The following is a 21,252-nucleotide window of genomic DNA, read 5'->3' on the forward strand; positions in this document are numbered from 1 at the left end:
TACCTTATTTAATGTATCGACTGTATCTTTCAAAGAAGCGTCCGAACGCTCCCCACTTCATCAGTCCTTTCTCAAAAACAAAAATACCCAGCAATGCACAAGAGATGCCCAGCATCACATCAATCAGATAATGGTGTCCCGAATAGACAGCCGTCCACCAAATACCGACCATAATCACCGCAAACAACGCTATCAACCACTTTTTGCTGCGGTCCATAACCGCGTAGGCCAAAGCCACCACCATATAGGCGGCATGGAGCGAGGGCACTGCTGCAAATACATTGGCATTCCTTCCGTAAATGGAGTTGAAGATGGAGCATCCCAGCAATTCGTCAAAGCGCCCTAAGCCTGCCACATTGCCCGGAGTGTCGAGTATCGGCTCGAAACCATAATTCATGGCATACCAGGGCGGAGCAGCGGGATGGATATAATAGCCGGCAAAACCGATGAGATTCACCAGCAGGAACACCATCGCAAAACGAAGATATACCTTACGGTCACCCTTCAGATAGAGCCACAACCCGAATGCAATGGGAACCGGTACCCAACAGAGATAGAATATCCCGGCAAAGAAATCGGCAACCGGACAATGGTTCAAAGCAAAATATTCACAAGGGATAAGGACAGCACCGTCTACAGACAAGCCAAAAAGGGATTTTTCTGCCTCATAAAGTCCTTTTACATCAATGGGATTCACCAGGTAATTGGGATATACGCGCATCCAGTCATACGAAATGCCGAATATGAAAAACGGCAACAGCGCCACTGCCAACTTACGGGTTGTCTGTCCGGCAAAGAACAATAACAGAAATACACCTGTCATCAGGAAATGTTCCGGACGAAGCCCGATACAGACCGCTGTCAGAATCAAGAAAAACGCTGTGATGACAATCACCAGCACTGCCTCTCTCACAGAGGGAAACAAACTATTTTTCATTCCTTGTCTTTCAGTAGTTTATAGCAATGCGCCAAGCGGGCAAATGCCGTCAAATTCGCCAATATGGCAATCACCGCCATAGGCACAATCAGTATCAGCATCGGGTCGAACAAGGTACAATCACCAAAGATACCGCAGAACATGGCACCGAGGGCAGTCAGCACAACGCGTTCAGGACGCTGCATGAAACCGACTTTACACTCCAGCCCCAAGCCTTCGGCACGGGCACGCACGTAACTCACCATCAGCGAACCTATCAGCGCAATGAATGTAATGATGGAGCCCCACAAATAGCCTTGCAGCATCAGGTAATAGAAGATGCCGAACAATGTCACGAGCTCGCTGTAACGGTCGAGTACGGAGTCGTAGAGCGCACCGAAAGTAGAACTCATTTTACCCACGCGTGCCACGCGTCCGTCCATCATATCAAACAACCCGGCAAAGAGCACAATACCGCCTCCCCAGCCTACATAGGCCAGTTCACCACTCTTGTACACTCCTGCATACACAAACAAGGCAGCCGCCACGATATTCAGTACCAGCCCCGTAGTCGTAATAAAGTTAGGCGTAATGCCAATTCTAATCATACCATGCACCACAGGGTTGATAATCTTGTATATCACCTGCTGCAACCAATCTCTATAATTCATATTCGTCTTTTTTGTTCTCTAAATAATGTTTCAGAAAGCCTTTTATATTGTGATTACGATAAACGAAAAAACGTTGCAGATGGTAGTTCCAAAAAAAAGCTACCAGCACTGCTACAATTATCTTTGACAGAATAAATACATTGTCGATATAATATCCCAACAATCTATTGACCCATGTCATGCCGGTAAGCCACTCGGTCAATGCAAAAGTACCCCAAGCATTCAGTATAATGCTGCCTCCCCAGACAAAGAGGTACTTGACGGCAACATGCGTTTTCTTGCAGTCTTCGGCATGGAACACCCATCCGTAATTAATGGCACAGTTTACAATGCCTCCTACTACGGAACCCGTGAATGTGGCATAAAGATAAAAAACAGCAAAAGCCTTCACCAGAAGGATAGTCACCAGAAAATCGACAAAGCTTGCGAATTGCGCCGAAATCTGGGCCTTGAAGAAGATCCAGACAGAATGGCGCCACGACATACCTTTGCCATTTGATTTCAACTGATTATCCATCTTGCCACAATCAAAATTATAAATCCGTAGACTCCGGACAGAATATCGTCCATCATTACCCCTATTCCACCCGGCAGACTTTCCATACGGCGGATGCCCAAGGGCTTGAATATATCAAACAAACGGAACAAGACAAATGCTCCCAATGTATACCATACATGTCCGGCGGGCGCCGCAAGCAAGGCAATCCACACGCCGACCATTTCATCGACCACCACGCGCGAAGGGTCTTCGCCCCAAGATGCCTCCAGGCGGTTGGCAGCCCAGATACCGGCAAGCGTAAATACCAAAATCAATGCTACTGTCAGCCACAAAAGGCAGACACTTGAAACCAGATAAGACAACCCGAACCAGATAAGCGTAGCCAGCAAAGCTCCCGCAGTGCCGGGTGCAAAAGGAGAAAAGCCCGAGCCAAAGCCCGTACCGATAATAACTGGGAGGAGGGAGGGTTTCTTCATCAAAAAAGTAATGAGGTGATAAATGCGATAAAAACGGTAAAATGATAAATGCAATAAAGTAATAAAAGTGATAAAGTGGTAAAGTGCTATCACTCTATCACCTTACCACCTTATTTTTATCACCTTATCACTGTTTTTTTAGTCCAGATAACTCGGTGCTGTCTCACCCACCATATTGCGGAGAGTCTCTTTCACCATGCGCCATTGCTGGAACAAATCGTGTACCGGCTCATGCTCGAAATCGTGCATCGGGCTCTTGCAGAAGAAGGACAGCCACGTCTGAATGCCGCACATGCCTGCACGCAATGCCAAATCACTGAAAATAACCAAGTCGAGCGCGATGGGAGCAGCAAGAATGGAGTCACGGCACAAGAAGTTGACCTTGATTTCCATCGGATAGCCCATCCAGCCGAAAATATCGATGTTGTCCCATGCTTCCTTGTTATCCTTACGGGGAGGATAGTAGTTGATGCGTACCTTATGATAAACATCACCGTACAAGTCAGGATATTTCTCCGGCTCGAAGATATTGTCGATAACAGACAGCTTGCTGACCTCTTTTGTCTTGAAGTTCTCCGGTTGGTCGAGTACCTCGCCGTCACGGTTACCCAGAATATTCGTAGAGAACCAGCCACTTACACCCAACATACGGGTCTTGAACATCGGAGCAAGCACCGTCTTCATCAAAGTCTGGCCACTCTTGAAGTCCTTACCGGAAATGGGCACATTCATTTTCTTGGAGAATTCCCACATAGCCGGAGTATCCACACACAGATTAGGAGCACCCATAATAAACGGAGCGCCTTCTGCAATGGCAGCGTATGCATAGCACATACTCGGAGAGATTACTTCAGTATTGTTTTCCTTCATTGCCTGTTCCAAAGCAGCGAGAGATTCGTGCTCCTTGGACAGCGGAATATATATTTCGGTACTTGCAGCCCACAGCACAACAATACGCTCGCAGTTATTGGCTGCCTTGAAGTTACGGATATCCTCGCGCAACTGCTCTGTCATTTCCCAGCGGGTAGCTGCCTTCTTAATGTGCGTACCGTTCAAACGTTTTGCGAAATTGTGGTCGAATGCAGCAGGCATCGGCTTGATGGCTTGCAGTTCATCTTTTACCAGATTCAAGTCCTTCTCTTTCAAAACCTCAGCATACATAGCAGCTTCGTAGGCGTTGTCCGGGAAAATATCCCAACCTCCGAAAACGATATCATTCAAATCAGCCAAAGGCACTATGTCTTTGATAAGTTTTTCTTTGCCATCCTGCATGCGCATAGCAGCCATTTGTGTGATTGAGCCTATAGCTTTTGCCAAGCCCTTGCGAGCAGCTAATGTACCGGTAATCATGGTGGTTGCAACCGCACCACCTACTCCGACTACCAGCACGCCCAGGCGTCCGGTTGCCGGCTTAATGTTTTCTTTCATTGCCATTGTATTATTTAGAGTTTAAAAAATTGCTCAAATTTAGGGTATTTTACTCAATTGGGATTAGTCATTTTATCCGATTTAATGTCCTATTAGTAAGATTTAAGTTAAAATGTCATGTGCAGACTGATTCTGAGCCCGGATTTGTCTATATCCGGTAAATTTCGGTAAGTCAGACGCCATACATAATCGACACGCAACACCTTGAAAATATTTTCAATGCCTACGCCTGCCTCTACGTAGGGCGTATGCCCCATGGTGGTACTCCCGGCAGGAAAACGGAACAAATCCTGCTGAAAAGCCGGATTATTCTTATCGCTCAAATTCCCATACAAACCGCGGCAGGAAAGAACTTCACGCCATTTCAACTTTTTCAACAAAGGAATACGGTTGAAGAGCCAGCCGTTCAAGTAATAGGTCACATCCCAGGAAGCGTATTCATCATTCATGAATTCCATGGCATTCATCAATGAATAAGACTCAGGTTGTATGGTATAGGACAAGTTCGCATTGGGAATGATAAGCAGAGGAAAAGGAACCTTATTCCAGACTTTTCCGGCTTTCAGGATAACATCCGTATAACCGAATGCCGAGAACCAGAAACGCTTTTGAAAACCCGCTTCCGTATAGTGATAGGTATAGTCTCCTCCCAGTACCCCTTTGGCAGCCATGGTATGCGTAAGCGAAAAGACCGGAGCATCCAGCGAAACAGGGAAGCGGTTCCATTGGGTCTGGAAGAATTTTTCGTTGGGAGCATAGCGCAGCTTCAATTCCAGCTCACTGGTCGAAATACTTTTTACATACGTATTACGGTCATCCTGCTTGATGAAAGGAATCAGACGGGATGATTCATCTTTACGCAGGCGCGCCGTCATCTGTACGGAAAAGCCGGAATGGAACTCATTGGTATAGGTCAGCTCCGCTTTCCGCTGATAACCGATACGGTCATCCTTCTGACGTTTCAAGGCAAGAAAAACATTATCCTGACTGGTATAAAGATAGTGTTGTCCATATTGATTGACATCTGACAAGTAACGGAGCTTCAACGAATGTATAGGAAATTCATTGGCATATTCCTTCTTCTTATGAAAAGAATATTCCAGTTCGGCAAGTCCTTTTACACGATGGTCGCGAAAACCGTATGCCATATACCCCCTGCCGAACAGATGCGGATTGAGCCATGCCGTCGTCATACCGCCGGCACGCAAGCGCACTCCTTCCAGTGTATTTCCGCTGATGGTGGTATTCATCATACCGATATAGAACAAAGGTTCTTTTTCCTTCGGAGCGGGAATATACCCCGTGAACAGCACCTTCAGCACTTTCTCCGTCCAGAAATAAACGGGATAGCTGCGCAACTGGGCCATCATCTTGTCCACCGAAGTCTCTTTCTTGCTGACCTCCACCTGGCGGTTGGCATCCCAATATGCTTCCGAATAGCCGGAAGCCGATGCCTCTTCAATCACCTTTTCCGGTTTTCGGAAAGCCTGCAGAGCCTTGTCATCCGGTTCATACTGATAGTTTCTGTAATACACATCCCGCTTGGCATAAATACCGTCACTATTGTCCACCAACTTGAATTCCGTAGTGATACTCTCATTGAGCAACTGCCTCGTACCGTCCTCCGCGCGGTCAAAATTCTGTTCAATCTTCATGTAGTCCACAAAGTTCAGATTGATTTTCTGAGGAAAGTTCATGACGGCACGCCTTACAAAATAGGTGCTGTCCAGCATGACGTACAAATGTCCCGTAAAACCGAACGACTCGGAGTTGAAAGGAACAAATGTCAAGTCAACACAAGGCTTTCCGGCAACGGTAAGCGTATCCATCAGATAATATTTGTAGAAAGACGGCCCAAGGGAGGAAAGCGGGCTGACAAACTTATTGGTGAACAAGGTGATGTTGTTCTCATAAAGGTCTACATCGGTCATGGTGACACTGATAGCCTGCTCCATACCCTGCTGGGAAAGCATTTCGTCCACTCCTGCCTGCCTGCGGGCGGTGACCCACTGTTTCCGGCTATGCGGAGACTTGCGGTAATAATCTGTGGCAAGCAACTCACGGTTGGAAATGGCCAGTACCGGCCTGCCGGTAACGGCAGAGGTATCGACATAATCCGTCAGAAACTTGAACTTACGGTAAAGCCACTTCTGTTGCTTCAAGCTGTCGAAGTTATTGATGGCAAAAGTCATCTTTTCATAGCGGTCACGTTTCCAGAAGTCGCGTTCGTCGGGCGAATAGTCATCCCGATGCTCTATCATCTTGCGTACAAACTCCACTGCGGGATTATCCTTTTTCTTATACCGTTCACGCTTCGGCTTCACCACCACTTCATCCAGTGCATAAGTGGCTGGCGAAAGGACTATATTGAACTTAGACGACTTTGCGGGATGAATCAACCGGACATATTCATTATATCCCACGGCCGAAATGACCAGCGTGGCCTCCGGGCGATAGGTCTTGAAGGAAAAACGGCCGTTATTGTCCGTCATCCCTCCCTCCGTAGTTCCTTTCAGATAAACTGACGTATAAGGCAATGGCTCCTTCGTCAACGAATCGGTGACAACGCCTTGCACCATATATTGTGCCCTCAATGGAAGAGTAACCAGCTGGATAAGCAGAAATACCCTAAAAAACAACTTCATACCTTGTTTTACCTAATTTGGATGACAAAGGTACGGAAGAAAACTTTTTCTTAAAGTTCGGTTTTACGGAATAAATGTTCTAAAAAACTCCTTTTGTATAAAACACTTCCCGTTAAAAGCCGTTGTATAGCGAAACGACGCTCCAGAAAGCATCGGAACAACCAATATATAACCTAAACAACTTGATTATGGAATGGATTTTCAACCAGCTCAGGGAACGCCCCGAACTTGCCATTTTCCTCACTATATTCCTGGGATTCTGGCTGGGGAAACTGCGTATCGGTAAGTTTACGCTGGGCACAGTGACCAGTGTACTGCTTGTAGGCGTACTGGTAGGGCAACTGAATATAGCCGTACCGGGTCCGATAAAGTCGGTATTTTTTCTGCTTTTCCTTTTTGCCGTGGGCTATAAAGTGGGTCCCCAGTTCTTCCGCGGACTGAAAAAGGACGGATTGCCCCAAGTGGGCTTTGCCGTACTGATGTGTATATCCGTACTGTTAGTGACCTGGCTGCTGGCCCTGATGATGGGCTACAATGCCGGTGAAGCTGCCGGACTGCTGGCCGGTTCGCAAACCATCTCCGCCGTCATCGGAGTGGCAGAAGACACCATGGCCAATATGGGACTGGACGAGGCCCAACGACAAAGTTACGTCAACATCATTCCCGTATCCTACGCCGTCACCTACATTTTCGGTACTGCAGGCTCGGCATGGGTCCTATCATCCATCGGTCCCAAGATGCTGGGCGGGCTGGAAAAGGTGAAAGCCGCCTGCAAGGAACTGGAGGCGAAGATGGGCAGCTCTCTGGCTGACGAACCGGGATTCATGCCGGCGGCACGCCCCGTCACTTTCCGTGCCTACCGGGTCGAAAACGAATGGTTCAAGAATGGAAAGCGGGTGATTGACCTGGAAGTCTACTTCCGGCAGCACGACAAACGTCTATTTGTGGAACGCCTCCGCAAATCCGGAATTGTGGTGGAAGTCAGCATGAACCTACGGATAGAGCCGGGAGACGAAGTAGTGCTAAGCGGATGCCGTGAATATATCATAGGCGAAGAAAGCTGGATAGGGCCGGAAGTACAAGATGCCCAGCTCCTGGATTTTCCTGCGGAAAAGTTACCGGTTACAATCACACGCAAGACGGTTGCCGGCAAGACGGTTGCAGCTATCCGAAGGGAAAAGTTCATGCACGGTGTCAGTATCCGGAGCATCAAGCGCGCCGGAATATCCATTCCCGTGCTGGCACAAACGGTAGTAGATGCCGGCGACGTCATCGAAGTGGTAGGTACCAGGCAGGAAGTGGAAGCAGCAGCCAAACGTCTGGGGTATATAGACCGTCCTACCAACCAGACGGATATGATATTCGTAGGCCTGGGTATCCTTATCGGAGGTTTGTTCGGAGCACTTTCCGTCCATATCGGCGGCATCCCCATCAGCTTGAGCACAAGCGGCGGCGCATTGATTGCGGGCTTGTTCTTCGGCTGGCTCCGCAGTAAGCACCCCACCTTCGGGCGCATTCCCGAACCTTCACAATGGGTGTTGAACAATGTCGGTCTGAACATGTTCATCGCGGTAGTGGGCATTTCGGCAGGTCCCAGTTTCGTGCAGGGCTTCCACGACGTAGGTATCAGCCTGTTTCTGGTGGGAGCAGCAGCCACCACCCTGCCGCTGATTATCGGCTTGCTGCTGGCAAGGTATGTTTTCAAGTTCCATCCGGCACTGGCTTTGGGCGTCTGCGCAGGGGCACGTACCACTACGGCCGCTTTAGGCGCGGTGCAGGATGCCGTTGAGAGCGAAACGCCTGCTCTGGGATACACCGTGACCTATGCCGTGGGCAATACCTTATTAATAATATGGGGTGTAGTCATCGTTTTGCTACTATAAGACGATTTTGTGTCAATGCTTACTAATCCGAAGCATTCAAAGAATTATTGCCGGAAATGCAAGCGACTATATACCCATTCACTAATAGCTATTCGTCCGACAGCTGTCGGACGATAATTCAACAGTTGTCGGACGATGATTCAACAACTGTCGGACGAAAAGGAAACATATATCGGACGATTAATTTCAAGCAAGGAAAGAAATAGTCCGCCACATGAACAGAGATTATTCACCGAATGACTGAAAACAATAAATAACGAACCTAAACTTGAGCTTATGGATACAAAACTTTTAGAAAAGAAAATGGAATCTATCAGTCCTTTCGAACTGAAGAACCGCCTGATAGACATGGCAGACGAAAGTCTGAAGAAAACCGCCCGTACCATGCTGAACGCAGGGCGCGGCAACCCCAACTGGATTGCAACCGCTCCACGCGAGGCCTTTTTCCTATTGGGAAGCTTCGGCTTGGAAGAGTGCCGTCGCATCATGGATTTGCCCGAGGACATTGCAGGCATCCCCGAAAAAAAAGGCATTGCCTCCCGCTTCGAAGCCTTCCTGAAAAAGAACAATAACGCACCGGGTGCCAAATTGCTGGAACAAACCTACAACTACCTGCTGATGCAGCATGCCGCCGACCCCGACAGCCTTGTACACGAATGGACCGAAAGCATTGTAGGCGACCAGTATCCCGTGCCCGACCGCATCCTTCATTTTACAGAAATCCTTGTGCAAGACTATCTCTCGCAAGAGATGTGCGACAACCGTCCTCCCCGGGGTGCCTATGATTTGTTTGCCACCGAAGGTGGAACAGCCGCCATGTGCTATATATTCGACTCCCTGCAGGAAAACTTCCTGCTGAACAAAGGGGACGGCATCGTCCTCATGGTTCCTGCCTTTACCCCCTATATTGAAATTCCACAACTCAGCCGCTACCAGTTTCGAGTGACCAAAATACATGCCAACCGCATGAATAGCGAAGGGATGCACCTCTGGCAGTACAGCGACGAAGACATAGACCGCTTGAAAAGCCCTAAAATCAAGGCCCTCTTTGTCACTAATCCCAGTAATCCGCCCAGCTACACACTCAGTCCGGATACAATGGCGCGCATCGTGAGCATCGTCAGAAATGACAACCCTAATCTGATGATTATTACAGACGACGTATACGGTACATTCAGTCCGCACTTCCGTTCGTTCATGGCAGAAATTCCCTACAATACGCTTTGCGTCTATTCATTCTCCAAATACTTCGGTGCCACCGGATGGCGCAATGCGGTCATTGCCCTGCACGAATTCAATCTGTTCGACAAGCTGATAGCCAAACTGCCGAAAGAGAAACGGGAGATTCTGCACCGCCGCTACTCCACCCTCACTCTGGAACCTGAAAAACTGAAGTTTATCGACCGTATGGTTGCCGACAGTCGCCAGGTGGCACTGAACCATACCGCCGGACTGTCATTGCCACAACAGATGCAGATGGGCCTTTTCGCCGCCTTTGCCCTTCTGGACAAGGAAAACAAATACAAGCAAAAGATGCAGGAGATTATCCGCCGCCGATTGCATGCCCTTTGGGAAAATACCGGTTTCACGCTGACGGAAGACCCGTTGCGCGTAGGTTATTATACAGAAATCGACATGCTGGTTTGGGCAAAGAAGTTCTATGGGGACGACTTTGTAGAATATCTGAAACGTACCTACAGCCCGCTGAACGTAGTTTTCCGCCTTGCCAAGGAAACCTCTCTGGTGTTGCTGAACGGCGGTGGTTTTGACGGCCCCGAATGGAGCGTGCGCGCCTCACTCGCCAATCTGGACGAGAAAGACTATGCGACCATCGGCCAAGGCATTAAAAGGATATTGGACGAATATGCAAAAGAATTCTTTAAAAGCAGAAATTGAAAGGTGAAAGGTAAAACTTTCAAATTTCAATTAAATAGTATACGGAAGCGGGTCAATCCATCGTTGTAGGTACGTAGGGAGAACGTGCAACCATGACGGCTCAAAACTTCCCGGATAAACACCAGGCCAATTCCCTGCCCGTTCGGCTTGGTGGAAAAGAAGGGACTGAAGAGTTTAGCTTCGGTCTCTTTACTTATCCCCGGACCATTGTCAACGACTTCCACAGAAGCGGGGGCAGTGGTCCTTACTATTATCTCACCTTGCTGTCCGTTTTCTCCGGCATCCCCCTCTATACTTTCGGCAGCATTCTTGATGATATTCACAAGCACCTGCTCAAAAAGAGAAGCATCCATACGCACCATTCCCACCTCCGGGTCGCATTCCAGACGTAGCCCTATATTGCGGTCATTGCACATTCCTTCCATGAAACGCTTGCACATGGACACCAACTCATTCAGTTGGACGGGCACCAGGGTAGGTTCAGGTATCTTTACCACATCTGCAAAACGGGTAATGAAACGGCTCATCGAGAAACAACGCTCCGTACAGACGCGCATCACGTCGCAGATGTCCTCCATATCATCTTCTGTAGAAAGTGCCTGCTCCACTGTATCAAGTGTGGAAGTGATGCCCGCAGTGGTATTGTTCACTTCATGAGCTATCATGCGGATTACCTTTTCATAGGCACGCTTCTCGGCACGCATCACTTCTTCCGTCATACGCTCTATCAAGAAAAAAGGATGTTTGAACCCTCTGTCAATAAAAGAAGAATGGGTGCATTTATAAATATTCGCATCATTGAGACGGACCACTGCCGTCTCGTCTTTGGGAATGGACGAAAGTTCGGCAGCCAACGGGGAGTCCATCTGGTCCAGCCGCTTTGCCATCGCCTCCTCCATACGGACACCGAGCATCTTTACCGCCATCGGATTCAATTGCGACACTTCATCGTCCATTGTCAGGATAATAACCCCCATTGGAGATGCCTGAATCAACAAATCCAAGAAGTGATTCTGCTCGCGCATGCGCAACCGTTCATTCTTGAGCTGCTCCATCATTCGGTTAAAGATATTCACAATGCGGTCTGCCTCGTACTGCCCTACCCGACTGAGACGGCTACTGAAATCCTGCTCGCGCAGCAACTCCATACCGCTGCCGATGGTATTCATCGGCTTCACTATCTTATTATAGAATACTATCAGATAGATAAGGATAAACCCGATGAGCCCCTCCAACACGTATAGGTACAAAGACGGCTTTCCACTCAGCAGATATACCAGCGTTCCACCCAGACCGAGCAGAAAAAGGACAAGTATGAAGAAAAAGAATTTTATGCGCACGGGAATTGAATATTATATTTTTCCAAACGTCTGTAAAGCGCAGCGCGGCTGATGCCTAATGACACTGCCACCTGACTGAGATTCCCTTTATGCTGTTCCAACGCCTGCAAAATAGTCTGCCGCTCTATTTCATCCAAAGTCATACCTGCAAAAGAAGTACCTTCGGCAGCTTTGGCCGGTTCGTCGTGACGCAGATATTGGGCATCGAAATCCGCGGCATCCAGCACCGGCTTGCCGCTGACCAGAATGGTACGCTCCACCAGATTCTTCAACTCACGAATGTTGCCCGGATAAGGCAGGCGGGAAAGGAAATTCAGAGCGTCGGCCGAGAAATCCGTACGCGGCAAGCCGTTCACCTCTGCCTGACGGTCGGCAAAGTGACGTGCCAGCAAAGGAATATCTTCACGGCGCTCCCGCAAGGAGGGCAGTTTTACGGTAATCAGGTTGATACGGTAAAAAAGGTCTTCGCGGAAAGTACGTTCGGACACCATCTTACGGAGGTCTGCATTAGTAGCGGACACGACGCGTACATCGACTTTGCGGGGACGGCTATCGCCCAGCACTTCGAATGTCTGGTCCTGAAGCACACGCAGCAGTTTCACCTGGCAGGAAGGGTCGAGGTCACCAATCTCGTCGAGGAAGATGGTTCCCTTGTTTGCCATTTCGAAACGCCCTATACGGTCAGCGCTGGCATCGGTAAACGCCCCTTTCTTATGGCCGAACATCTCACTCTCGAACAAGCTCTGCGAGATGCCGCCGAGATTCACCTTGACAAAAGGCTGCTTCACACGTTGGCTGTTGACATGGATGGCTTCGGCAATCAGCTCCTTGCCCGTTCCGCTTTCGCCCGTAATCAGCACCGAAGCATTGGTACGGGCTATGCGGGCCACTGTGTTCAATACTTCCATCAGCCCTTTGGACTTACCTATAATATGGCTGCGATTCAATGCGGTAGTCTGTTCTTCCGGCACCTCTTTCGGGGCGGCCGTAAGCTCAAGGGCCGTCTCGATGCGCTGCAAAAGAGCAGCATTGTTCCAAGGCTTGGTTATGAAATCGAATGCGCCGGCCTGCATACCCTGCACGGCAAGCTGGATACTTCCCCATGCCGTCATCAAAATAACGGGCACATCGGGACGGAACACCTTTACCTGCTTCAATAAGGTAAGTCCCTCTTCTCCGGTAGTGGAAAGAGTGAAGTTCATATCCATCAAAATCAAGGCGGGAGCTTCGGCCCTAACTATATCCATAGCTTCGCGAGGGCCCGGAGCCGTTTTCACCTCATATCCGGCACGCTTCAGCATAAAGCTGAGGGAAGAGCGCACAGCACTATCGTCGTCTATTATCAGTATCATAAAAATTGTAGTTTGTTTCCCGCAAAAATAAGTAAAAAAGCAGAGTTATGAATGATAAGTTATAAGTTATTTACCTATAATATCGCATATACGGTACTTTTACCGGCAAATAACTCATAACTTATCACTTGCAACCCGTCGACTTATCCTCTTACCACCTCTTCAAAATCAGCTTCCAATTCCGTATCGCGTTCAAAATCCCAAAGGGTCAAGCTGCGGAGCTGATAGAAGTAATACCAATAGTAGTACAGCTCTGAAATATGCTTTTGACGGGCTTCGTCTTTAGAGTTCTGTGCATCGTTCAGGTCCAGGGTGCTGATTTTACCTATCATAAAGGTCTCTACACTGGTCTTGTAACGCTTCTCAGCAATGACATCCGCCTCTTCGGCTATGTCCAGCTGTTGCGCCTGGTTGTTGAAGTTAGCCACCAGCAAAAAGATGTCCTGATTAAAGTCCATCTGTTCCTGGCGGATTTTGGATAAAACCACTTCACGGTTGCTCTTTGCCACCCTTACCTTGCCGCGGCGTTTGCCCCAGTCAAGGATAGGAATCTTGACGCCCACCTGCACAATCTGATTATCAAGCAAGTCCCGGTAGGCTGAAGAGAATTCATGGTTTTGCCCCGTATAGCCCACACTGGCAAAGAGATCGATGCTACGCAGGTTTCCGCGTGCCGTTGCCACTTCATAATCAGCTTCGAGCTGGCGGCGGCGGATGTTCTGTGCAAAGGAGTTGCGTTCCAGTGCCTTGTTCAGCACGCGGTCATAGTCCATCTTTATATCAGGAACAGTGGCGGGCAACACCGGGTTCAGGCTTTCCTGCTCGGACACCCCGAGGAAAGAACGGAGCTGGAACATTTTTGCATTCAGGTTGCTCTCTGCCTCAGTCACGTCGGCCTTGCCCTGCAATGAATTCAGTTTAAGCTGCAGCAAATCATTCTCGGATATCTGTCCCATCTTACGTTTGGCTATGGCCACTTCATAAAGGCGGTCGGCATTCGTCTTGTTCTGCATGGCGGTAGCGAGCGATTCTTTGGCCAGCAGCAACTCAAAGAAATAAGTGATGGTTTTCATCGTCACCTCTTCCGTAGCTGAAATGAACTCGGCCTTTGCCTCGGCATAGCGTACGGGCTCTATACGGCGGTTCCACTTCAAGGTATTCACTCCGAAGACCGGTTGCGTCAACTCCAGACTCACGGGGACTGACATGAACTGCTTCGCTCCTCCGGAACCCAGTTGTTTGAGATAATCCAGCGAAGAAGTCAGTGACAGCTTACCCCCCGTAAACCAAATGTTCTGGTCTACCGAAAGCTGGCCGGACAGCCCCAGTGTATTGTTGCGGACAAAGCTATAGGAGCCGTCGGAATTCTGGTAGGTACTGTAGGACTTGTTATAGTTGGGTAGTGTACCGGTGAAATTCACTTCCGGCAACAAGTCCGCACGGAATGTACGGTATTCCCAATACGCAGTTTTCAATTCATTCAATGCCACAGCAGCATCCACAGACTGCGTACGGGCCAGTACAATGGCCTCCGACAGCGTAATATTGCGTTCATGTCCCAAAGTATCATTCTGCGCCATGGTTGCCAACGGCATCAAAAAACAAACTGCAAGTAAAATATTCTTTTTCATGTTCAATCTTTAAAATTGTCGCAAACAGAAAAGCAAAGAGTGTGCCAAGTGGCCGGGAAGGTTCCATAGAGGGGTAAGTGTTCATTTTCGGACAGTGGGGATGTCCGTTAGCGGACGATATCAGGAAAACAACCGGTCTCTATCTAAAGTCTGAAAAAATCCTTCTAAAGTTCAATTATCCATGAATTAATTGATGAAAAATTTCTTTATTAAGGAAGAATTCTCTTTCTTTGTGCTGCTTTATACCTTTATTAAAAAGGATACAATACTAACATTAATTTATATAGTTATGAAGATTTCACACATTGAGCATCTGGGCATTGCCGTTAAGAGCATTGAAGAAGCCCTTCCGTACTACGAAAACGTTTTAGGTTTGAAATGCTACAACATCGAAACCGTGGAAGATCAGAAAGTTAGAACCGCTTTCCTGAAAGTGGGCGATGTAAAGATCGAATTGTTGGAACCTACTTCTCCCGAAAGCACAATTGCCAAATTCATTGAGAAGAACAACGGCAACGGCGGCATGCATCATCTGGCATTTGCCGTTGAAGACGGAGTGGCCGGTGCGCTTGCAGAAGTCGAAGAAAAAGGTATCCGCCTTATAGACAAAGCTCCCCGCAAAGGTGCAGAAGGTCTGAACATTGCATTCCTGCATCCGAAGTCAACTCTCGGTGTCCTGACCGAGCTTTGCGAGAAACCGGAATAAGCAAGACTGTAAAATCATCAAATCATAAATTGTATAAACATTTAAAGAATATAAATTCATGAGTAATCAACTTGAAAAGATTAAAGAGCTTATAGACCGCCGCGCTGCAGCACGTCTCGGTGGTGGTGAAAAAGCGATTGCAAAGCAACACGAGAAGGGTAAATATACAGCTCGTGAGCGTATAGCCATGCTTCTCGACGAAGGCAGTTTCGAAGAAATGGACATGTTCGTAGAACATAGATGTACGAACTTCGGCATGGAAAAGAAACACTACCCCGGTGACGGTGTGGTAACCGGTTGCGGTACAATCGAGGGCCGTCTGGTTTATGTCTTCGCACAGGACTTCACAGTTTCTGCCGGTTCACTGTCCGAAACCATGTCTCTGAAAATCTGTAAGATTATGGACCAAGCCATGAAAATGGGTGCTCCGTGTATCGGTATCAACGACTCGGGCGGTGCACGTATTCAGGAAGGTATCAATGCCTTGGCTGGCTACGCTGAAATCTTCCAACGTAACATACTTGCTTCGGGTGTCATTCCGCAGATTTCCGGTATTTTCGGTCCTTGTGCCGGTGGCGCCGTTTACTCTCCTGCCTTGACAGACTTTACTTTGATGATGGAAGGTACATCCTACATGTTCCTTACCGGTCCGAAGGTAGTAAAGACTGTAACCGGAGAAGACGTAAGCCAGGAAAACCTGGGTGGCGCGAGCGTTCACTCCACCAAATCTGGTGTTACTCATTTTACTGCACAGACAGAAGAAGAAGGTTTGGCTCTTATCCGCAAACTGTTGAGCTACATTCCCCAGAACAACCTGGAAGAAGCTCCCTATGTAGACTGTACAGACCCTATCGACCGTCTGGAAGATTCCCTGAACGACATCATTCCTGATAACCCGAACAAGCCGTACGATATGTACGAGGTAATTGGCGCTATCATAGATAATGGTGAGTTCCTCGAAATCCAAAAAGATTATTCAAAGAATATCATTATCGGTTTCGCACGTTTCAACGGACAGTCCGTAGGTATCGTTGCCAACCAGCCGAAGTATCTGGCAGGTGTGCTCGACAGCAACGCATCCCGCAAGGGCGCACGCTTCGTCCGTTTCTGCGACGCCTTCAATATTCCTATCGTATCATTGGTAGACGTACCGGGATTCCTTCCGGGAACCGGCCAGGAGTACAACGGCGTCATCCTGCACGGTGCCAAACTGCTGTATGCATACGGTGAAGCTACTGTACCCAAGGTTACCATTACACTGCGTAAATCCTACGGTGGTTCGCACATCGTGATGAGCTGTAAGCAGCTGCGTGGCGACATGAATTATGCTTGGCCTACTGCTGAAATCGCTGTAATGGGTGGTGCAGGTGCTGTAGAAGTATTATATGCCCGCGAAGCCAAAGAGCAGGAAAATCCGGCTCAATTCCTGGCTGAAAAAGAGGCTGAATACACCAAGTTGTTTGCCAATCCTTATAATGCAGCTAAATATGGTTACATCGATGATGTTATCGAACCGCGTAACACACGTTTCCGCATCATCCGTGCCCTGCAACAGTTGCAAACCAAGAAATTGACTAACCCGGCTAAGAAGCATGGTAATATTCCCTTGTAATCAAGCTTTTCACACTAAAACAAGAACGATTATGAATAAAACAAAAATCGGAATATTCCTTTCATTGATGCTGGTGTTGGGCTTTTGCTCTTCTTGCAAAGAACAGAAATCGAACAACAAACTGTTACTGAATGAAGTGCTGGTCAACAACGAGAGCAACTATCAGGATGACTACGGTGTGCACAGCGCATGGATTGAAATATTCAACAGATCATACGGCAGCGCCGACCTTGCAGGTTGCTATCTGAAATTCAGCAGCCAGCCGGGTGATACTGCCAGTTATTTCATTCCCAAAGGTGACGTTCTGACACTCATAAAACCACGTCAGCATGCACTTTTCTGGGCTGATGGAGAGCCAAGACGCGGTACATTTCATACGAACTTCAAACTGGATGCCACAAATGCCAACTGGATTGGGTTGTATGATTCTGGCAAGAAATTGCTTGATCAAGTCATAGTGCCTGCCGGTACTTTAAAAGCCAACCAATCCTATGCCCGTGTCAGTGATGCAGCCGACCAATGGGAAGTAAAGGGTGGAAGCGAAGATAAATATGTCACTCCGAGTACCAACAACAAGACTATCGACAGCAATGCCAAAATGGAAAAATTCGAAGAGCATGACAGCGTAGGTATCGGTATGGCTATTTCTGCCATGAGCGTTGTATTCTGCGGGCTGATATTACTCTACATCTCCTTCAAGATTATAGGTAAAATATCAGTTAACCTCAGCAAACGCAATGCCATGAAAGCTAAAGGTATTACTGATAAACAAGAAGCAAAAGAGAAACAACTGGGGCAGGCTCCGGGAGAAGTTTTTGCTGCCATTTCAATGGCCATGCACGAATTCCAAAGCGATGTACACGATGTGGAAGACACGATACTTACCATTACCCGTGTAAAACGCAGTTACTCACCGTGGAGTTCAAAGATTTATACGTTGCGTGAGACTCCTCACAAAAAGTAAGTCACCCATAATAAAATAAAACGATGAAAGAATATAAATATAAAATTAACGGTAACGTATATAAAGTTGCCATTGGAGATATTGAAGACAACATCGCTCACGTAGAAGTGAACGGTACTCCCTACAAAGTTGAAATGGAAAAAGCACCGAAGGTAGTCGTTAAACCGGTAGCACGTCCGGCAGCCACATCCGCCCCTGCTGCTCCTGCTACTCCGGTAGTAAAACCGGCCGCTGCTTCTACCGGCAAGTCAGGTGTAAAATCTCCGCTTCCCGGTGTAATCCTCGATATCAAAGTAAATGTCGGCGATACAGTAAAGAAGGGACAAGTTATCATCATTCTGGAAGCCATGAAGATGGAAAACAATATCAATGCTGATAAAGACGGTAAGATTACAGCCATCAATGTAAACAAAGGGGACTCTGTTCTCGAAGGTACTGACCTCGTAATTATTGAATAATATGGGAGAATTTATCACATTTTTAGGAAACAACCTTGCCGACTTCTGGACTTATACAGGTTTTGCCAATGCAACGGTAGGACATGTGGTAATGCTTCTGGTAGGTTTGTTTTTCATATACTTGGCTGTAGCCAAGGAATTTGAGCCGATGCTATTAATTCCTATCGGTTTCGGTATGCTGATTGGTAATATACCTTTCAATATGGAAGCCGGATTGAAAGTCGGTATCTATGAAGAAGGTTCCGTACTTAATATTCTATACCAGGGAGTAACCTCCGGTTGGTACCCGCCACTCATATTCCTGGGTATCGGTGCCATGACGGATTTCTCCGCTTTGATATCGAACCCCAAATTAATGTTGGTTGGTGCAGCAGCCCAATTCGGTATATTCGGTGCTTATATGATTGCCCTTGCCATAGGATTTGACCCAATGCAGGCTGGTGCAATCGGTATCATTGGTGGTGCCGATGGTCCGACTGCCATCTTCCTCTCTTCCAAACTGGCTCCTAACTTAATGGGTGCCATTGCGGTATCAGCCTATTCATATATGGCATTAGTACCGGTGATACAGCCGCCTATTATGCGTTGGCTGACCAGTAAAAATGAACGTCTTATCCGTATGAAACCTCCCCGTGTGGTTTCACATACGGAAAAAGTAATGTTCCCGATTATCGGTTTGTTACTGACCACATTCCTTGTACCATCCGGTCTGCCTTTGCTGGGTATGCTGTTCTTCGGTAATTTACTGAAAGAAAGTGGAGTTACACGTCGTCTGGCAAACACAGCCAGTGGTCCGCTGATTGATACCATTACTATTCTGCTTGGTTTGACAGTAGGTGCTTCTACGCAAGCATCCGAGTTCTTAACCCTTGATTCAATCAAGATATTCGGTCTGGGCGCCTTATCATTTGTCATTGCCACAGCATCCGGTGTCATCTTCGTGAAGATTTTCAACCTCTTCCTGAAGAAAGGCAACAAGATTAATCCGTTGATCGGTAATGCCGGTGTATCTGCCGTACCCGACTCTGCACGTATCTCCCAAGTAGTAGGTCTGGAATACGATCCTACCAACTATCTGCTGATGCATGCCATGGGCCCGAACGTTGCCGGTGTAATCGGTTCCGCTGTAGCAGCAGGTATCCTGCTGGGATTCTTAATGTAATACATTTATTCATTCCGTTATCCGGATTGAATTCCGAACTATTTTAAAGCCCCTCCATCATTTTTGGAGGGGCTTTTTCGTTAATCTATCTAAAACAGATTACGATTATTTCGTAAATACATTCTTTTTAGTAACTTGCAGTCAGTTTAACCTCATATAAATGATATACTGTATGCGAAAGCTTTTTATCTCCTTATGTTTCAGTGCATGCTGTTCACTTCTGGCGGCACAGACCACAAACCCCATTCAAGAGGCGATGGCCAACTACGATTATGAAACAGCCTTGATGCTGATCGATCAAGAAACCCCGACCGTCCCCCTACTCTACCAAAAAGGGAAAGCGCTGAAAGGGCTGGGCAATAACCTTGAAGCTCTGAGCGTATTTCAGGAAGTCGTAACTCAGGATTCTCTCAATCCCCGGGCATACATTGAAGCTGCCGAATGCTGCAAATCACTAGCCAAATATAGCGAGGCGCTGGATTACTACCAGAATGCGCTCCACATAAACCCGGACAATAAATACACACGCATCCAGTATATCAGTCTGCTGATGAACATGAAGAGATACCGTGAGTCTCTAAAGGAAAGCAACCTGCTGGCAGAAAGGGACAGTTCCGCCTATGTACTACACCTTAGAGCCGAAAGTATGGGGCAAGTCTATGACAACACAGAAATCATGCATGTGATAGATGCCTACCTGGACATACAGAAAAGGTATCCCAATGATTACCTGTCTGCTGCCAAACTCGGCAACATCTATGTAGCAGGCCATCAGTATGAAAACGCCATAAACATAACGGAGAAATACCGTTCCATAGACTCCACCAACGTCCTTGTGAACCGCATCAATGCCCAAGCCTATTGCCTGAACAAAGATTACCCCAAAGCAATAGAGAGATATGAACAACTGTTGCAGGAAAAGGACAGCTCCTTCCAAACCTGCTTCTACGCCGGAATCAGCTACTATGCCCTCGAAGACTTCTACCCTGCACACGACCTGCTGGAAAGAGCTCTCAAAGATGACAATACCAACATCAACGTTCTCTATTATCTGGGACGCGCCTGCTCCAAGACATCATGGAAAGAGGATGGAGTGACTTATCTGGAAACTGCCGTAAGCCTCGCCATGCCCAGCGACAGTGTCATGTCCCGCCTATATGTGGGGCTTGCGGACTGCTACAAGATGGCATTTCAATACACCGACCAGGTGAATACCCTTCTGACGCAATACGAAAAATACGACCGGCAGAAACACAAACTGCTCTACGACGCAGCCTTTGTCTATTATTACTATCTGAAAGATGTGTCCAAAGCAGAGAGATACCTAACGGCCTACCTGAAAACCCGTCCGAAAAACAGCAAGGACAAAGTGCAGGAAGTAGATGCAGACGGAGTTCCCATCATCGGAGAAGACAACCGATACAATGCCGCCGAAAACTGGCTGAAGGACATCAGAGAAAAGCGCAAGAAAGAGGACTTCTTCAAGGGAAAGGTCGATACCGCCAGCGTAACCCCCATCAAATAGCCCCAATGAAAACGTTTGCATAATATAATAAGGTACAGTAACGGAGAAAGATTAACTTTCTCCGTTATTTGTTTTAAATTAGCGCAAA

17 protein-coding genes are annotated in these 21,252 nt (G+C 47.6%); 8 read left to right on the plus strand and 9 right to left on the minus strand.

Features of this window, described 5'->3' with window-relative positions:
* Positions 1–4: 4 nt before the first annotated feature.
* The 6 genes from HUX74_RS02685 to HUX74_RS02710 form a co-directional block, all read right to left on the minus strand.
* Positions 5–937, minus strand: a complete 933-nt coding sequence (locus HUX74_RS02685; RefSeq protein ID WP_174646154.1) for a phosphatase PAP2 family protein — start codon at positions 935–937, stop codon at positions 5–7.
* Entirely contained in the window at positions 934–1,587 is a 654-nt protein-coding gene (locus tag HUX74_RS02690) for a CDP-alcohol phosphatidyltransferase family protein (RefSeq protein ID WP_005826758.1), read from the minus strand. Before HUX74_RS02690 ends, HUX74_RS02685 begins: the two co-directional genes overlap by 4 nt.
* Positions 1,577–2,104 carry a GtrA family protein gene (locus HUX74_RS02695; RefSeq protein WP_174646155.1) on the minus strand — a complete coding sequence of 176 codons (528 nt, stop codon included), beginning with the start codon at positions 2,102–2,104 and terminating at the stop codon, positions 1,577–1,579. Before HUX74_RS02695 ends, HUX74_RS02690 begins: the two co-directional genes overlap by 11 nt.
* Positions 2,089–2,562 carry a phosphatidylglycerophosphatase A gene (locus HUX74_RS02700; protein WP_138344839.1) on the minus strand — a complete coding sequence of 158 codons (474 nt, stop codon included), beginning with the start codon at positions 2,560–2,562 and terminating at the stop codon, positions 2,089–2,091. Before HUX74_RS02700 ends, HUX74_RS02695 begins: the two co-directional genes overlap by 16 nt.
* Positions 2,563–2,700: 138 nt before the next feature.
* Positions 2,701–3,990, minus strand: coding sequence for an inositol-3-phosphate synthase (locus tag HUX74_RS02705; RefSeq protein ID WP_117965522.1), 1,290 nt, complete (start codon positions 3,988–3,990; stop codon positions 2,701–2,703).
* Between the two features lie 107 nt (positions 3,991–4,097).
* Positions 4,098–6,635 (minus strand): DUF5686 and carboxypeptidase-like regulatory domain-containing protein, encoded by a 2,538-nt coding sequence (locus HUX74_RS02710; RefSeq protein WP_174646156.1) that lies wholly within the window; start codon positions 6,633–6,635, stop codon positions 4,098–4,100.
* 188 nt (positions 6,636–6,823) lie between these two features.
* Between HUX74_RS02710 and aspT the strand changes: the two genes are divergently transcribed.
* Together aspT and aspD are read left to right on the plus strand one after the other, a co-directional pair.
* Positions 6,824–8,518 (plus strand): aspartate-alanine antiporter, encoded by a 1,695-nt coding sequence (gene aspT / locus HUX74_RS02715; protein WP_174646157.1) that lies wholly within the window; start codon positions 6,824–6,826, stop codon positions 8,516–8,518.
* A 276-nt stretch (positions 8,519–8,794) separates the two neighbouring features.
* Positions 8,795–10,414, plus strand: a complete 1,620-nt coding sequence (gene aspD, locus HUX74_RS02720) for an aspartate 4-decarboxylase (RefSeq protein ID WP_119962035.1) — start codon at positions 8,795–8,797, stop codon at positions 10,412–10,414.
* 26 nt (positions 10,415–10,440) lie between these two features.
* Here the strand turns inward: aspD and HUX74_RS02725 are convergent, their stop codons facing one another.
* The 3 genes from HUX74_RS02725 to HUX74_RS02735 all read right to left on the minus strand — a co-directional run bounded on the left by HUX74_RS02725 (position 10,441) and on the right by HUX74_RS02735 (position 14,737).
* Entirely contained in the window at positions 10,441–11,754 is a 1,314-nt protein-coding gene (locus tag HUX74_RS02725; protein WP_138344835.1) for a PAS domain-containing sensor histidine kinase, read from the minus strand.
* Positions 11,745–13,106, minus strand: a complete 1,362-nt coding sequence (locus HUX74_RS02730; RefSeq protein ID WP_138344833.1) for a sigma-54 dependent transcriptional regulator — start codon at positions 13,104–13,106, stop codon at positions 11,745–11,747. Before HUX74_RS02730 ends, HUX74_RS02725 begins: the two co-directional genes overlap by 10 nt.
* Before the next feature lie 143 nt (positions 13,107–13,249).
* Complete coding sequence (locus HUX74_RS02735) at positions 13,250–14,737, minus strand: TolC family protein (RefSeq protein WP_138344831.1); 1,488 nt, start codon at positions 14,735–14,737, stop codon at positions 13,250–13,252.
* A gap of 289 nt (positions 14,738–15,026) precedes the next feature.
* Between HUX74_RS02735 and mce the strand changes: the two genes are divergently transcribed.
* From mce to HUX74_RS02765, 6 genes are all read left to right on the plus strand, one after another.
* Positions 15,027–15,443 (plus strand): methylmalonyl-CoA epimerase, encoded by a 417-nt coding sequence (gene mce / locus HUX74_RS02740; RefSeq protein ID WP_009036790.1) that lies wholly within the window; start codon positions 15,027–15,029, stop codon positions 15,441–15,443.
* 58 nt (positions 15,444–15,501) lie between these two features.
* The gene (locus tag HUX74_RS02745; protein ID WP_117965501.1) at positions 15,502–17,055 is read left to right on the plus strand and encodes an acyl-CoA carboxylase subunit beta; all 1,554 of its coding nucleotides are present in this window, start codon (positions 15,502–15,504) and stop codon (positions 17,053–17,055) included.
* Between the two features lie 31 nt (positions 17,056–17,086).
* Positions 17,087–18,019, plus strand: a complete 933-nt coding sequence (locus HUX74_RS02750; protein WP_008663742.1) for an OadG family transporter subunit — start codon at positions 17,087–17,089, stop codon at positions 18,017–18,019.
* A 23-nt stretch (positions 18,020–18,042) separates the two neighbouring features.
* Positions 18,043–18,477, plus strand: a complete 435-nt coding sequence (locus HUX74_RS02755) for a biotin/lipoyl-containing protein (RefSeq protein WP_005826788.1) — start codon at positions 18,043–18,045, stop codon at positions 18,475–18,477.
* Between the two features lies 1 nt (position 18,478).
* Positions 18,479–19,639, plus strand: a complete 1,161-nt coding sequence (locus tag HUX74_RS02760; RefSeq protein WP_005826789.1) for a sodium ion-translocating decarboxylase subunit beta — start codon at positions 18,479–18,481, stop codon at positions 19,637–19,639.
* A 172-nt stretch (positions 19,640–19,811) separates the two neighbouring features.
* The gene (locus tag HUX74_RS02765) at positions 19,812–21,164 is read left to right on the plus strand and encodes a lipopolysaccharide assembly protein LapB (RefSeq protein ID WP_174646158.1); all 1,353 of its coding nucleotides are present in this window, start codon (positions 19,812–19,814) and stop codon (positions 21,162–21,164) included.
* The last annotated feature ends 88 nt before the right edge of the window (positions 21,165–21,252 follow it).

It is taken from the genome of Bacteroides sp. Marseille-P8574 (assembly GCF_902825465.1).
Lineage (GTDB): Bacteria > Bacteroidota > Bacteroidia > Bacteroidales > Bacteroidaceae > Bacteroides > Bacteroides uniformis.